Genomic DNA, 13,673 nt, shown 5'->3' on the forward strand with positions numbered 1-13,673 from the left:
CCCGCTGCAACTGGCAAGGATCGTCCCGATGAGCATCGACACCACCCAGCCATTGCTGAAGAAATGTCCCATCTCCTTCCTGCCCGCAAGGCTCAGCCCGATGTAGGAAAAAACGCAGACGGCAATCCCCACCCACTGGAGCGGGAAGGGGCGTTCGCCCATGAAGCCTACCGCAATCATGATGGTAAAGAGCGGGGCCAGTGCGCGTATCGTGGTCGAAATCGAAAGCGGCATATGCGCGATAGCATTGTAGGTAAAGAGCCAGCTAAGGCCCACGATGACCGCCTTCGCCATCAGCAGCAGGTGGTCGTGCAGCGAAAGCGGCTCGCAGAAGCCCAGGGGCAGGAGCGGGAGCATGAACAGGGCGTAAAAGGCGCTACAGAGGCAGAGAACCGGGCGGACGGCATTGTCCTGCACCGATTTTTTCTTCGCAAGATCATAAAGGCCCAAAAAAACAGCCGAGGCGAAAGCCAGAATCAACCATGACATAGCGCGCCAAATTTAGAAAAATGAGTTGCCAACACGGGCCACAATACTATTTTTTAAAATAGACAACAATCAACAAAGGAGCCCATATGGGTATCAAAGGTAAAGCAACGTCCCTTCTCGAAGAGTTCAAGGCCTTCGCGTTCAAGGGCAACATCGTCGACATGGCCATCGGTGTTATCATCGGCGGCGCATTCGGTAAAATCGTCACCTCCTTCGTGAACGACATCGTGATGCCGAGTGTCACGGCCATCATCTCCATGGCCGGTGGCAAGGACGCGGGCGAAGGCCTCAAGGCTCTCGCCTACACCACCGCTAACGGCGTGACCATCCCGTACGGCAACTTCATCGGCGGCATCATCGACTTCCTCATCGTCGCCATCGTGGTGTTCATCGTGATGAAGAAGTTCCTCGGATTCATGCAGAACATGCGCAAGAAGGAAGAAGCCCCGGCTGCTCCTCCGGCCCCTCCTGAGCCGAGCGCCGAAGAGAAGCTCCTCACCGAAATCCGTGACCTGCTGAAGAAGTAAAAAAGTTCGCGCGAACCTTTCCAAATTCAAAACAAAGACCGCTGCAAGGCGGCCTTTATTTTTGTTTTAGGGAGGGTCTTAGGGAGGAGGAACTCCTCCCTAGTCGCTTAAAGAAATTTCCGAATCCGCCTTAAAAGGCAGTTCCTCGAACTGCGGGGTGGCAATCAGCACCTGGCAATCCTTCTCGCGAACAAGCGCGGCGACCGCATCGCGGCGGTTCACGTCGAGTTCCGCGAAGATATCGTCCAGCAAAAGGACCGGCTTCGCTAGATAGCGGGAAGCAACATCGACCGCGGCAAAGCGCATGGCGATAGCCGCCGAACGGCATTGTCCCTGCGATCCCACCGAACGCATCTCGTATCCCGAGGCGCAAAGCGCGAGATCATCCTTGTGAGGTCCCGACATCGTGATTCCCTGCAGTTTTTCTACAAGTTCAAGCCCCGCAAGCTTTTCCGCGAAGGCATTCTTCAGCATATCTTCGTTCGGGATTCCGGACGCATCGAATTCCCTAAGAATCGAGCTCTTGTAATCGCAGGTAATCTCGTCTACACCACCGGAAAGGCGCCTGTAGTAACCCGTGATGATGGGAGAAATTTCCTTGGAAAGTTCCAGCCGTATCGACCAGAGTTTCGCCCCGAGTTCCACCAGCTGGCCCGTCAGCACCTGGAAAAGGTCTTCGCCTCCGACCGCATTCCCATCCTTCTTGAACTGCCTGAGCCACTGGTTCCTCTGCTGAAGCACGCGCTTGTAGTTGCGCAGCACGCTTGCGTTCGCCGCCGAACGGAAGCAGAGGATTTCATCGAGCCAACGCCTGCGCACTTCGGGCGCACCGCGCAAAAGTTCGATATCGGACGGCTGCATGATTACCGCGGGCATCTTCCCGAAAAAAGACGACGCCGTTCGAAGCGGCGAGCCGTTTTCCTTTACGACCGTTCCGGCATTTCCCACCTGCAACGCACGGTTCCATTCGTGGGATTCGTCATAGAACGACCCGCGTAAAATCATCTCGTCGGCATTCCAGGCAATCAGTTCTTTCAGGTCCCGCGCCCGGAACGAGAACCCCTGCAAAAGCAGGTGCACAGCCTCAAGCACAGTCGTTTTGCCACAGCCGTTTGGCCCATGGATAACGTTCACCCCATGCGAAAAGGCGAACTCGCGAAAATCGGAAGCGCCTCCAGACAGGCTTCGAACGTTCCGGACCGACAGCGAGCTTATCACGGGATAAATCCCCTCACGCCGAAGCTCAGCGGATTAAAGAGCCCGGCGCTAGATTCGTAAGTCAAGGCATAGTTCACGTCGAACAGGTAGCGTTTCTTGCCTATGCGCACATCGAACTTGTATCCGAGGCCAAGCATCGCATTCAAATCATCCATGCCGATACGCACGGTTCCCGCGGGAATGATTTCGCATTCGAAACCCACACGGCCCGTCCACACGTGATGCTGCGGGTCGAACACGAGAAGCGTATCCGCCACCTGGTAGTCAAGCGCTTCCATCCATGCATACACGGGCTTGCCCATGATTTTAGAACGGTAGCCAAGGCCTACCTGCAGCACCTTGGGGCGCACGCCCTCCGTCGACGGGATGCGGTTATCGGAACTCGGGCTGCGAGTCCAGCGCGCCGAAAGGTTCTTGCTAAAGCTGATATTCCGGATGACGACGGACGACGACCACTTTTCGTTCCACTGGCGAAGCCACCCGAAATTGAGCGCCATCGGACTCGTGAACCCGTCGGTCATGTCCAGGTCATCATAATACTCCGCGATGTCCATGTTGTCATAGCCAAACGAAAGCGACACGCCAAAGGCATCCCGACGCGTTGCCCTGAAGGAGAACCCGAGATACATCATCGAGAAGAACGGGGTCGCCGATCCAAGAGTCTGGTCATCCTCGTCAATCACCTCGAAATCGATATCGCCGCGGTAGAGCATGGCAAAGCCAATCCCCATGCGGTTTCCGACGGAGGTTTCAAGCCCGAGCGAACCGCCCGTGCGGTCCAGGCTGCGGCGTTCTGCATTGAGCGTGTAATTGAAATTCTGCCGGAATCCGAGAATGGCCGGGTTCCAATAGGCACCGGGCATGGCAGATGTATCCGCAGAACCCGTATTGCCGCGGCCGAGTTCGCGGGTTCCCGCCCCCATGCGTTCCACGAATCCGTCGTAGCCGCCAAGCGCAGCCTTCTTGTCCACGACTCCAGCGACAGCCGAAGACGCAAACAGGGCAAGGGCAAACAAGGCACCAAGGGAAATCTTACGCATAAGCATCAGCGACCCCCTCCGAGCGACATGACCTTGCCCCAGCCCACATGCCCATGATTGTCCTTCACGCGCACGTAATAGACGCCCATGGTGCAGGGATTGCCGTAGTCGTCAAGGCCGTCCCACACGTCTTCCCTCGCATTCGTACTGCGAGACTTGTCCGCAAAGCGCGGAGCCGACTTCACGATCTTGCGCACCTTCCGCATGTCGTAGCTGAACACCTCGATGGTAATCTTCGAGTCCTTGCTTACCTTGTACGAAACAAGCGATTCCGAGCCCGCCGTGATGACCGAAGGCACCATACGCACCGTCCCCAGGTCGCCGCCCAGCTTGGCTCGGTTCAGGACCGGAGTCCAGGTCTTGCCCGTATCGGCCGAAACGGAGACGCCGTTCCCGTCCGCAGCGACAGCAAGCCCCGTCATCCCCTTCGCCAGCGGGAACGAAGTAACCGACCAGATAACCACGTCACGGTCGGTGACGCCCATCTCGAACCCGTAAAGCCAGGCGAGTTCGTCCTCGTCGACTTCGTAGGCCCGGAATCCAAGGGAATCGAGCTTCAGCAACCCACTAACGGAGCCGCCCACCGTCCGGACGCCAACGAACGCCATGCTTCCGACAAACGCGATGGCGCTCACCGTGTAGTCGGCATTGTCATAGACATCCTTTTTCTGGGCCTTGCCGTCAAGGTCAAGGAACGGGATCTTCGCAAAGTCACCGGAGGCGCCGGCCTTCTTGCGCCAGAGCGCACCCACGACCGGATCCTTGCCCTTCGACTGCGTTTCCGCAATCACCTGCAGCGGCGAGCCCCCGACCCAGACACCCGTCACCCGCATGGTATCGAGCGCTTTGGAAGCAAGCGAGAGCTTGCCGTCACGGGCCATTTTCCAGAGTCCGCGCGAAGTCGCAAGCCACAAGTCTCCCGCATCGTTATCCATGGCGACATCGAGCACCTCCGTATATTTCGAGAGATCCTTCGTCGCGTTCAGCTTGAGCGAATCGAGCGATTTGGAGTCTCGGTCAAAAATCAGCCGGAACTCCTTCGGGTCGTTCGCCCCCTTCGAAATGTTGTAGCCCGTAAGCCCCAGGATCCCGCGGGCAATCCACAATGTCGAACTCGAGGAATCGAAGGCAAGCCCGCTCACGGCATAGTCCATCGCCGATTCGACATCTTCCGCCGCTACCGGGAATTCCAGCGGAGTCTCGACAACGTTCCCGATCCCGCGAACCGAGATGAACCCCTTCGGCTGAAGGAAGCTGCTGTCGCGCTTGAGCCCATACATCGGGAATACGGTCCCGAGCCTGCCGGCAGATGCGACCGGGATGCGCCTGCGTTCCGCATTGACATCGATAAAGATTCCGTCCTGGACAGCCGTCGTGGAATCCGAGACCGCATCCTGGACGGCATCGTCCACCTGGACCTGTCCCGAAGCCGACACCTTGAGACTCAGAAGCGTCACGCCGCTATTCACGTTTCCGCGGGAAAACACCCACAGGGCGCCATCCGTTCCGCCGGGAGCGACAGAATAGGTCCAGTTGCTGAAAAGCGTCTGGTTTGCGGCGAGGGCACCGGCCGAGGCCAGCGTCACGGCAGCAAGAGAACGCCGCAGCGCCTTGTACAAGTTCACATCCATCATCACCTCATGTCGATTTCGTCGACGCCCTTTACGGGCTTGTACCTGAAGTCATCGGGCGAAACCTGCTTCACCACCTTCAGGTTCATAATGTTGTACCAGGTCGCGTTCCCGGACGGGTCAACCGTAAAGAGCCTCACCGGCGAAAAATCCTTCTGCGAAAGCCAGACTTCCATCTGGTCGAACTGCCCCGCGTACTTGGACGGGTCGAGCTTCAGCACCCAGAGTTTCTGCTTGTTGAACTCGGCTTCCTTCAGTTCGCGCGCCTTGCAGCCAAGATACTTGAACAGGAGCTCCGACGGGTGGAACGCCGACGACAGGTCCTCAATCGCCTTGATGAGCACCTGCTTCTGTTCCGGGTTGTACTGCCACATGCTCTCGCCATCGCTATAGAACTTGATTCCAGCGACATCGAGCGTGAAGCGGTCCCCGTCGGCCACCAGAAGCTTTCCCTTCTGGCTTACGATGTCGGGAGATTCCGAATAGAACATCTGCACCTGGAACTCGAGTTTCCACGCCTTGCCCGACTTGAACCAGGTTTTCGACTTTTCCATGGCCTCGTCGGCGGTCAGCGCGAACGCCTGCGCACAAAGGAACGCAAGGACACCCATTGCAAAAAAGAATCTGCGAAATTTCATAAAGCTCCTAAATATCCACAAAAATACAAAACAAACGGCTTCTGGACATTGGGTTTTTCAAAGATATATTTCTATCTTTTGCCAAGAAACTTTTTTAGAAGGATTTTATGCGCAAACTCATTCTGCCCATCGCCCTCATGTCCGCAAGCTTCGCGCTCGCCGTTGATGTCGAACTGCACGGATCCGTCAACTTTGACTACGGTAGCTATTTCGACGAGCATTTCAGCCCCATCAACGCCGCAAACCAGGACATCGACCTTTCCGCCAAGGCGAACATGGACGAGAACGTTTCCGTGACCGTCAAAGCGAACACCCACACGAGCTACCAGGACACCCTGGGCAACTACCAAGCCTCCGAAACCAGGCGCCACTTCTACGCGCACTCGACCGCCATGGGCGACGGCGGCAAGTACACCGAGTTCAATTTCGACGGTGTCGAGCTCCGCTGGGACATCACCCACGACATCGGCCTCGTGTTCGGCGACCTCACCTATAGCGCAGGCGCCTTCAACTACTACTACTGGCGCGACCCCGCCCGCTACGCCGTCATCGTCCGCGAACAGAACCTGCGCGGTGCCGGTATCGAAGTCGGCAACGAAAAGTACGGCTCGGGCAAGGTCTACTTCGGCGCTTCCGAGAACAACGAACATTCCGCGGCGCTCTTCGCCACCTATTCCTACCCGCTCGTCAACCACGTGGACCAGCACCTCGTGCTCACCCCGAGCGTCGACTGGGTATTCGGCAAGGACATGGGCCGCAGCCACACCTACGTGTTCGGTCTCGAAGTCGACTACACCAAGAGCCTCGAGAACATGAACTACGGGGTCTACGCCGTATGGGGAATCCACCCCTACAAGGGCAAGGGAGTCCACTCCTTCCTCGTCGAACCGAGCTTCAACTACGACTTCTTCAACCTGGGAGCTAGCTTCTTCGTGGCCCTGGCCGACGACCGCTACGATGCCGACGTGCAGATTTTCACCGAAGACCAGATGATGTTCGCCATCGAACCCAGTTTCATCATCCACAAGAAGTTCAGCATGGGCGTGGGCTACGAATACCACAACAAGGACCTCGAAAAGGAGGACGACGACTACCATTACCTCGGCCTGAACCTCTACCTCTATCCCACAATGAAGACCGAACTCGTATTCTGGGGCGGCTACAACTTCGCCGACCAGATCGAGACCGACTTCGCGATGGGTATCAGCGCAAAGGCGAGCTTCTAGCCTCCGGCAGGCGCAACGCCACGGGATAATCCGTGAGGATAAGGGCACTAGATTCCATCCGCGGCCTGCTGCTCCTGCAGATGACCCTCGACCATTTCGGAAGGCCCATCTCCTATTACCTTTACCAGTGCTTCGGCTTCTTCAGTGCGGCCGAAGGCTTTTTTTTCCTCTCCGGATTCGTGGGGCTGCTCGCCGCCGCAAGCAAATGCGCAAAGGACCCGGGCCAGCGCTGGATGTTCGCCCGCGCCTTCAAGACCTGGCGCTACCACATCGCAACGCTTGCAGCCCTCGCCATCGCCGGGCTTGCCATAATGCCGCAGACCGCCCCGCTGTTCAAGTCCATCTACGGGCACCCCGTCGCAGGTAGCTTCTGGAGCCTTACGCTCGTAAACACACCCGAATGGCTCGACGTTCTGCCGCTCTATGTCATCTTCCTCATGCTCGGTCCCGTCGCCATGCCGCTGTTCCTGAAGGCAAAACGCAAGCGCGAAGTTTTCGCGCTCTGGCTTCCGTCGCTTGCCGTCTGGATTGCCGCGCAATTCGGGCTCCGCGACCTGGTCAATTCAGCCTTCCCGCAGTGGATCCACCACGGGGACTTCGACCCCTTCGCCTGGCAATGCGTCTACTTTTCGGGAACGGCCGTCGCCGCCTGGTGGAAGCTCGCACGCAAGGACGAATCCGCCGGTCACCCGCGTACCGTCGCCCTGGTCCGCTCACTTTCGCCGGCCATCGTCATAGCGCTCGTCTTCTGCTTCCTGTGGTCGCACCAGTTTATCGCGCTCCCGCTTCCCGCAGAAGCGTTCACGAGCAAGGTCCACGTGGGGCCGCTCCGTTTCGCAAACTTCTTTGTCTTTATGCTCGGCATCTGCGCCATCGTCCGTAAGTGGCCGAACCTGCTGGACTTCAGGCCCACGAACGCAATGGGCCGCTGTAGCATCGACATCTACACCGCCCACATCGTGTTCGTCTATATCTGGATGAACACTCCCGGGAGCATCCGCTACCACGGACCGTGGAACATACTCGTCCCGGTTGCAGCCTGCGTTTTGCTGTGGGCCCTCGCTAAGATACGATTAGGGAGGGCTTCGCGGGCACCTTCGGTGCAATGAAAAACCCCGGCGGAGCCGGGGTCTTGTGCAGTTTCTGTCGCGTCGTCGATTACTGACCGAGGAACTTCTTGCCTTCGCCGAAGTCATCCTTGTAATGGATGTAGTCGGGGACAAATCCCTTCTCGAAGGAGAACGAGACATTGAGGCCGCACTGGAATTCGTTCATCAGCTTGCCCTTTTCGCCGCTCTTCAGGTTCTGGCGCTTCTTCTCGATCTTCTCGTCGCCCTTCTTGCCCACGAGCACTTCGGCTTCGCACCAGCCGGTGCCAGCCTTGGCCGTGACGGTCTTTCCTTCCGTAGAGACGAGCGTAATCTTTTCCGGGTCGAGCACGGTGTTGTTGCCGGTCGAGGCCCAGAACTGGAGTTCGCCGCTCAGGGAGGTCGGGGTAATCTTGATGGTCGGGAGGGCCATCACGTAGCCCCACTTGTCCACGCGGTGCTTGCCGGACGGGTCGGGAATGTTTTCACCGAAGATGAGGAAGTAGCCACGGGTGCTCTTGCGGCTCTTGTTGAGCGCCGCCTTCACGTCGGCATTTTCGGGAGCGACTTCGGCAATGCGGAGGAGCATGTATTCGCAGACCACCGGATCGCTTTCGTCGTTAGCTTCGGGGAGGGCCTTCGAAACGTAAAGCTTTTCGGCCTCGTTACGGATGGTCTTCACGGCAGCTTCGGCAGTGTTGGTACGCTTGGCCACGGAAAGCGCGGTATCGATTTTTGCGAATGCCTGAAGGATGGTGCCGTAGTCGATACCTTCCTGGGCGGCCTGGACCTTGCCCACGTTCGCGTAGCTCGTCACGAATTCTTCGATGACTTCCGGCTTGGTGACCTTGGGCACGTTGGAAACGGCACGGTCGAAGTAGCCGCTCAAAAGGCTGCTGTTGATGTCGGCCTTGGCTTCCGCATTGGCGGCACGCACGAGGGCGAGGGTAAAGTTGTCATAGAACTCATCGGAAACCTTACCCTTCTTGAGGGCGTCCAGGTACTGGTTGATGGCGTTCTTGTAGCGGTTGGCCTGCAGATGCTCGTCACCGCGCTTTTCGTTGGCGCCCTTACATCCGGTCAGCGCGAAAGCGACCGATACGGCCAGAGCAGCAAGAAAGAGTTTCTTCATTTTTCAAAACCTCGTGGATTTTAGTTCAAAAATGACCCGATTACCCACCCTTATAGGCAAGGGGGTCTTACAAAATGTAATTTAAATAAATAAATTTGTCTTATATTGCCTTTAATGGTAAATTTTTATTTGGAGAGGTGTTCAGGGAATGGAAATCCTAGTCGTAAGCCCCGAAGCTGGCAACTGGCAAACGCCAAGCCCACTCGCTACGGCAGTCAACCGGCTGACCGACGCTTTCGCCCGTGCCGGGGTGAACGTCGTCACCTGTTCCCCCTTCTACAAGAGGCTCTTCCAGGACACGACCGACTACCACTGCGTATTCCGGGGCACCGAGCGCCTCCAGGGCAAGCCCTACGAGGTCTGGAAGTCGGAATCCGACCCCCTGCACACCTACATCTACAACGACGAATATTTCGGCCGGCCCTACGTCTACGGCCCGCCCAAGGACCTCCCCTACAGCGACAACCACCTGCGGTTCGCCTTCCTCGCGTCGGCGACCCTCGCCTATGCCGAAGAAAGCGGCTTCAAGTGCAGCGCCATCCTCGGCCACGAATGGGGCGGCGCCCTCGTCGGAGCGCTAGCGCGCACCACCTACACGAACTACGCAGGCCACACCCCCTTCTTCTTCAACGTCCATAACATCACCTACGACTTCCATATCCCGGCGAGCGAAATCGAGAAGATTGGACTGCCCCCGCAGGACTTCAACATGGACGGCTACGAATTCTGGGGCAAGGTGAGCCTCCTGAAGGCGGGCATCTGCTACGCCGAGAAGGTCCTGTTCCCCTCGCCCGGCTACCGTGACGCCATGCTCAACACGAACCTGCCCGGCGGACTCAGCGGGTTCCTGAACTACAACGCCGACAAGCTCATCGGGGTGCAGTTCGGCGTGAGCTACAAGGTGTGGGACTTCAACCGCGAAGAGAACCTCCCCATCAAGGAAGCGAAGCACAAGGCGAAGCTCGCCCTCCAAAAGAAGTTGAACATCGACTTCGACTCGAAGCTCGCCCTCTACGTCCACCTCGACGAAGAAGCCGGCAAGACCTCCGAGACGCTCGCCACCATCCTCGCCGACATCACCAAGCAGGACGTGTTCGTCATTGTCGGCATGTATCCCGACGCCCCCGAATGGAACTACTACCAGGACTTCGCGCACCAGTACCCCGACATCCTGCACGTGTGGCCGCTCGCCAAGGGAGCCGAGAACACCGGACCTCTCCGTGAAGTCCTCGCCGCATCCGACATCCTCTTTGCGGCCAACCTCCGCGAGCCCTCCACCTCCATCATCCTCAAGGCACTTGCCGCGGGGACACTCCCGCTCACCGGCAGCAACATCGGCGTCGCGACCATGCTCGACGACTACGCCCCCGAAACCGCCGGCTGCGCGAACGCGTTCCTCGTCGAGGATGCGAACGCCCCGCACCAGATGCTGCGCCGCCTCAAGGACGCGCTGCACGTCTACCGCAACGAAGTCGCCGACTGGGACAAGGCCGTAGTCAACGCCTACAGCGGGTTCCATTACGAATGGGACCGCACGATTTCGAAATATTTGCTAATATTGGGCGAACTGGGACTTTAGCTCAATTGGTTAGAGCAGCGGACTCATAACCCGCGGGTTCCGGGTTCAAGTCCCGGAGGTCCCACGAAAACGCCATCCTTCCAAGGTGGCGTTTTTTATATATATTGAAGACATGCAGCCCCAAGCACTCAGACTTTCAGAGATTACGATTAGCAACCTTCGTTCCATCCAGCGGCAGACATTCCCGTTGAGCGGATTCACCGCCCTCATCGGCTACAACAACGCCGGAAAGACGAACATCCTGATGGGCATCCGCTGGCTCCTGTCCAAGTTCTCGCTCGACATTTCGTTCTTCGACGACCCGAACCAGCCCGTCGAAGTCGAAGGAATTTTCGAAGGCATCACCGAAACCGTCCTCAACCGCCTGGGCGAAGAGAAGGCCGCCGAGATCAAGCCGTTCCTTTGCGCCGAAAGGCTCCGCATCAAGAAGATGCAGCGCGTCCCCGGCGAAAATCCCGAAAACGCCGAGATGTGGGTATTCACCCCGAGCAACCACCGGAACGAGAAGCGCAAGGAATGGACGCGCGCGACGGAAGAATTCCGTCACGCCTTCCGGCGCATGTTCCCCGAACCCATCGCCATCTGGGACTTCGAAGGCAACCGCGTATTCACCAAGCTCCTGCACGAAATCTTCAAGCCGCTCGAAAGGCGATTCGGCGGCGAGTTCAACGACATCCTCAGCCGTTTCAGCGAGATGCTGAGCCCCCACAGCGAGAACCAGGCCGCCGAAATCCAGAGTTTCGACCACGACGTGAACGAGATGCTCAAGCCGCTGTTCCCGAGCGTTCGCGTGGAACTCGACATCCCCATCCCGACCCTCGAGACCTTCCTCAAGACGGCGACCCTCAAGGTCATCGACGAGGACGACGGGTTCGAACGCGACATCAACCGCATGGGCGCAGGCTCCCAGCGCGCCATCCAGATGGCCCTCGTGCGCTACCTCGCCGACATCAAGAAACACCACAACAACCATTACCTGAGCCGCACCATGCTGCTCATCGACTCGCCCGAGCTCTACCTGCACCCGCAGGCCGTGGAACTCACGCGCGTCGCGCTCAAGAACCTCTCGAACGAAGGCTACCAGATCATCTACGCGACGCATTCCGCGCAGATGGTGACAAGCGAAGACGTGAGCACCTCGCTCCTTATACGCAAGAACAAGGAGAAGGGAACGTTCATGCGGAAGCGGATGGAAGACGCCGTGCACCAGGTCATCCAGGATGCGCCGAGCCAGCTGCAGATGCTCTTCAGCCTCTCGAACAGCAACGAGCTCCTGTTCGCCGACTACGTGCTCCTGACCGAAGGCAAGACGGAATGGCGCGTGCTCCCGGCACTTTTCGAACGCATTACCGGCAAGAGCTTCGCTCTCATCAAGTGCGCCCTCGTGCGCCAGGGAGGCGTGAGCAACACGCGCAAGAGCATGCAGGTTCTCTCGGCGATGGACATGCCCGTGCGCGCCATCGTGGACCTCGACTACGCATTCACCACGGCGACCCGCGACGGCTTCCTCGATTCAAACGACCCCGATCTCAAGACCTGCCGCAACCTCTTCCGCGAGCTGGCGTTCCACCAGCACCTGCGCCTCGTGAACGGCGTCCCCGTAAACAAGCACAGCAACATATCGGCCGCGAAGGCGTATGCCATGATGGCCGCGATGCCCGAGGCGGAGAAGCCCATCAAGAGCATCCACATGAAGCTGCGCAACCAGGGAATCTGGGTGTGGACGAAAGGCGCCATCGAAGAACACCTCGGGCTCGAAGCCAAGAACGAGGCGACCTGGAGCGGGTTCATCGAACGCTGCAAGGGCCAGAACTTCGTCAAGAACCTCCCCGACTACGACGGAATCATGGCGCTCTGCCAGTGGATTATCGACGGGAGTCGGGATACCTAACTAGAAAATCCCGATGTAACTGCTTGTCGCCGTACTTGTCTTCGGTGCCTTCTTTCAAATCGCCGGCGGTATAGCCGCTCGACACGCGCTGCAGGCAAACCAGGCGGCTCGATTCGTCGTAGGTAAAATGGATGCGGAACGTGCGGTAGGCAAGCACTCCCGTTTTTGCATTTTCGTCAACGGTCAGGCGCCGGCGCGAACTGTCGAACACATCCTTCGAGAAGTTCCCGCGGGAAAGCTGCACGCGCGCAAAGCTTTCCAGGTCGAATTCGCTATGTTCTGCAATCCAGCGGTTCTGTCTTGCAAAATCTTCGGTTGAGGTGACGGTCCACAGGTCGCCTTCCTGTTCCTCGACCCAGCCCGCACGCGCATCCGGGAAGGCGTCCGCCATAGGGATATACGGCTTGATGTCGAGCACCGGGGTGCCGTTCAGCAGGTCAGCCTCGTCTACATACAAAGTAAGACCTTCGATTTTAAGCAGACGTACACAGCTAAGCCCGATAGGGTTCGGGCGGTAAGGGCTACGGCTGGCAAAGGTTCCCACGCGGTCCTTCCCCTTGGGCGGTACCGGCGGTCGCGTCGTCGGGCGCCAGCCCTCGTTCTCGTGGAACTGGAATATGACCCAGATGCGTTCGAACCCGTCCAGATCGCGGAGCGCCATCTCGAAGTTCTGCCCCGCATTCAGCTCGATGCGGCCAGGATGCCCCGCAAACAGGCGCCCCTGCCGAGGGGCGTCGTACTTATAAACGGCATCGCCGTAGAATGTACCGATCGGGATGAACCGCATAGCAGAAAATATAGATTTTGCACATACTGAAATTTCTTCCAACTCGTTGGTTTCAATCTTCCATGGGAGCATCGCAAAGATACTCCATGATGTTTTCGACAGCCAAAAGTGGGCGTTCCCCGACCGAGGTAGGAAGCGGGCTTTCACAACATTATCGCCATTACTTACCATTACCCAAAATCTCCCAATAGCCGCCGTTGTCGGGGCCAATGCGTTTTAGTAGTTCCGCATCAACGAGGTATTTAAGGTATGTGGCAACCGTTCGACGGCTAAGATTTAGCGATTCAGCCAATTCTCCCGATGAAATATTCGGATTTTGGTTTACAAATTCCATCAAGCGGAAGCAACCATCACAAGCCTTTTTGAAGGACGATTCCTGTTTGAATCTGGAACGGATTTTCTGTGCAAAAGTCTGTGCAAAAGTCTG

13 protein-coding genes and 1 tRNA gene are annotated in these 13,673 nt (G+C 57.8%); 6 read left to right on the forward strand and 8 right to left on the reverse strand.

Translation table 11 applies throughout. The features are described from left to right. A partial coding sequence (locus tag B4A77_RS03045) for an EamA family transporter (RefSeq protein WP_290738192.1) occupies positions 1 to 489 on the reverse strand: 489 nt, incomplete at its 3' end. Positions 490 to 575: 86 nt separating this feature from the next. Here B4A77_RS03045 and mscL point away from each other — a divergent pair. After that, complete coding sequence (gene mscL, locus B4A77_RS03050) at positions 576 to 1,016, forward strand: large-conductance mechanosensitive channel protein MscL (protein ID WP_290726144.1); 441 nt, start codon at positions 576 to 578, stop codon at positions 1,014 to 1,016. A 99-nt stretch (positions 1,017 to 1,115) separates the two neighbouring features. On the opposite strand, the gene recF is transcribed toward mscL, so the two are convergent. From recF to B4A77_RS03070, 4 genes are read right to left on the reverse strand one after another with little or no spacing between them, the layout of a single operon-like run. Continuing rightward, the gene (gene recF / locus B4A77_RS03055) at positions 1,116 to 2,234 is read right to left on the reverse strand and encodes a DNA replication/repair protein RecF (RefSeq protein ID WP_290729808.1); all 1,119 of its coding nucleotides are present in this window, start codon (positions 2,232 to 2,234) and stop codon (positions 1,116 to 1,118) included. Next, the gene (locus B4A77_RS03060) at positions 2,231 to 3,280 is read right to left on the reverse strand and encodes a hypothetical protein (protein ID WP_173366034.1); all 1,050 of its coding nucleotides are present in this window, start codon (positions 3,278 to 3,280) and stop codon (positions 2,231 to 2,233) included. Before B4A77_RS03060 ends, recF begins: the two co-directional genes overlap by 4 nt. Continuing rightward, a complete protein-coding gene (locus B4A77_RS03065; RefSeq protein WP_290738195.1) occupies positions 3,280 to 4,905 on the reverse strand; it encodes a hypothetical protein in 1,626 nt (541 codons plus the stop codon). Before B4A77_RS03065 ends, B4A77_RS03060 begins: the two co-directional genes overlap by 1 nt. Positions 4,906 to 4,907: 2 nt before the next feature. Continuing rightward, entirely contained in the window at positions 4,908 to 5,543 is a 636-nt protein-coding gene (locus tag B4A77_RS03070; protein ID WP_290726150.1) for a LolA family protein, read from the reverse strand. Between the two features lie 107 nt (positions 5,544 to 5,650). Here B4A77_RS03070 and B4A77_RS03075 point away from each other — a divergent pair, with 107 nt between their 5' ends. Together B4A77_RS03075 and opgC are read left to right on the forward strand one after the other, a co-directional pair. Further along, positions 5,651 to 6,769: a hypothetical protein gene (locus B4A77_RS03075; RefSeq protein WP_173366032.1), complete on the forward strand. Its 1,119-nt coding sequence runs from the start codon at positions 5,651 to 5,653 to the stop codon at positions 6,767 to 6,769. Positions 6,770 to 6,801: 32 nt separating this feature from the next. Beyond that, the gene (gene opgC / locus B4A77_RS03080; protein ID WP_290738198.1) at positions 6,802 to 7,878 is read left to right on the forward strand and encodes an OpgC domain-containing protein; all 1,077 of its coding nucleotides are present in this window, start codon (positions 6,802 to 6,804) and stop codon (positions 7,876 to 7,878) included. Between the two features lie 49 nt (positions 7,879 to 7,927). Here opgC and B4A77_RS03085 read toward each other — a convergent pair whose 3' ends face one another. After that, positions 7,928 to 8,989: a hypothetical protein gene (locus B4A77_RS03085; RefSeq protein WP_290726153.1), complete on the reverse strand. Its 1,062-nt coding sequence runs from the start codon at positions 8,987 to 8,989 to the stop codon at positions 7,928 to 7,930. A gap of 148 nt (positions 8,990 to 9,137) precedes the next feature. Between B4A77_RS03085 and B4A77_RS03090 the strand changes: the two genes are divergently transcribed. From B4A77_RS03090 to B4A77_RS03100, 3 genes are all read left to right on the forward strand, one after another. After that, on the forward strand, positions 9,138 to 10,568 hold the full coding sequence (locus B4A77_RS03090; protein WP_290738200.1) for a glycogen synthase: 1,431 nt from the start codon (positions 9,138 to 9,140) through the stop codon (positions 10,566 to 10,568). Then, positions 10,559 to 10,632: transfer RNA gene (locus B4A77_RS03095), tRNA-Ile, on the forward strand. Before B4A77_RS03090 ends, B4A77_RS03095 begins: the two co-directional genes overlap by 10 nt. Positions 10,633 to 10,680: 48 nt before the next feature. Further along, positions 10,681 to 12,459, forward strand: coding sequence for an ATP-dependent nuclease (locus B4A77_RS03100; RefSeq protein WP_290738202.1), 1,779 nt, complete (start codon positions 10,681 to 10,683; stop codon positions 12,457 to 12,459). Here B4A77_RS03100 and tsaA read toward each other — a convergent pair. Continuing rightward, a complete protein-coding gene (tsaA, locus tag B4A77_RS03105; RefSeq protein ID WP_290738205.1) occupies positions 12,434 to 13,246 on the reverse strand; it encodes a tRNA (N6-threonylcarbamoyladenosine(37)-N6)-methyltransferase TrmO in 813 nt (270 codons plus the stop codon). The genes B4A77_RS03100 and tsaA overlap by 26 nt on opposite strands. 160 nt (positions 13,247 to 13,406) lie before the next feature. After that, a partial coding sequence (locus tag B4A77_RS03110) for a winged helix-turn-helix transcriptional regulator (RefSeq protein WP_290738207.1) occupies positions 13,407 to 13,673 on the reverse strand: 267 nt, incomplete at its 5' end.

This window comes from Fibrobacter sp. UBA3718, assembly GCF_002371935.1.
Lineage (GTDB): Bacteria > Fibrobacterota > Fibrobacteria > Fibrobacterales > Fibrobacteraceae > Fibrobacter.

Excerpts from the sequence above, each read along its gene's own strand:
- B4A77_RS03070 (WP_290726150.1), bottom strand. The coding sequence starts at position 5,543 with ATGAAATTTCGCAGATTCTTTTTTGCAATGGGTGTCCTTGCGTTCCTT.
- B4A77_RS03075 (WP_173366032.1), top strand. The coding sequence starts at position 5,651 with ATGCGCAAACTCATTCTGCCCATCGCCCTCATGTCCGCAAGCTTCGCG.
- B4A77_RS03100 (WP_290738202.1), top strand. The coding sequence starts at position 10,681 with ATGCAGCCCCAAGCACTCAGACTTTCAGAGATTACGATTAGCAACCTT.
- B4A77_RS03090 (WP_290738200.1), top strand. The coding sequence starts at position 9,138 with ATGGAAATCCTAGTCGTAAGCCCCGAAGCTGGCAACTGGCAAACGCCA.
- B4A77_RS03065 (WP_290738195.1), bottom strand. The coding sequence starts at position 4,905 with ATGGATGTGAACTTGTACAAGGCGCTGCGGCGTTCTCTTGCTGCCGTG.
- mscL (WP_290726144.1), top strand. The coding sequence starts at position 576 with ATGGGTATCAAAGGTAAAGCAACGTCCCTTCTCGAAGAGTTCAAGGCC.
- B4A77_RS03060 (WP_173366034.1), bottom strand. The coding sequence starts at position 3,280 with ATGCTTATGCGTAAGATTTCCCTTGGTGCCTTGTTTGCCCTTGCCCTG.
- B4A77_RS03085 (WP_290726153.1), bottom strand. The coding sequence starts at position 8,989 with ATGAAGAAACTCTTTCTTGCTGCTCTGGCCGTATCGGTCGCTTTCGCG.
- tsaA (WP_290738205.1), bottom strand. The coding sequence starts at position 13,246 with ATGCGGTTCATCCCGATCGGTACATTCTACGGCGATGCCGTTTATAAG.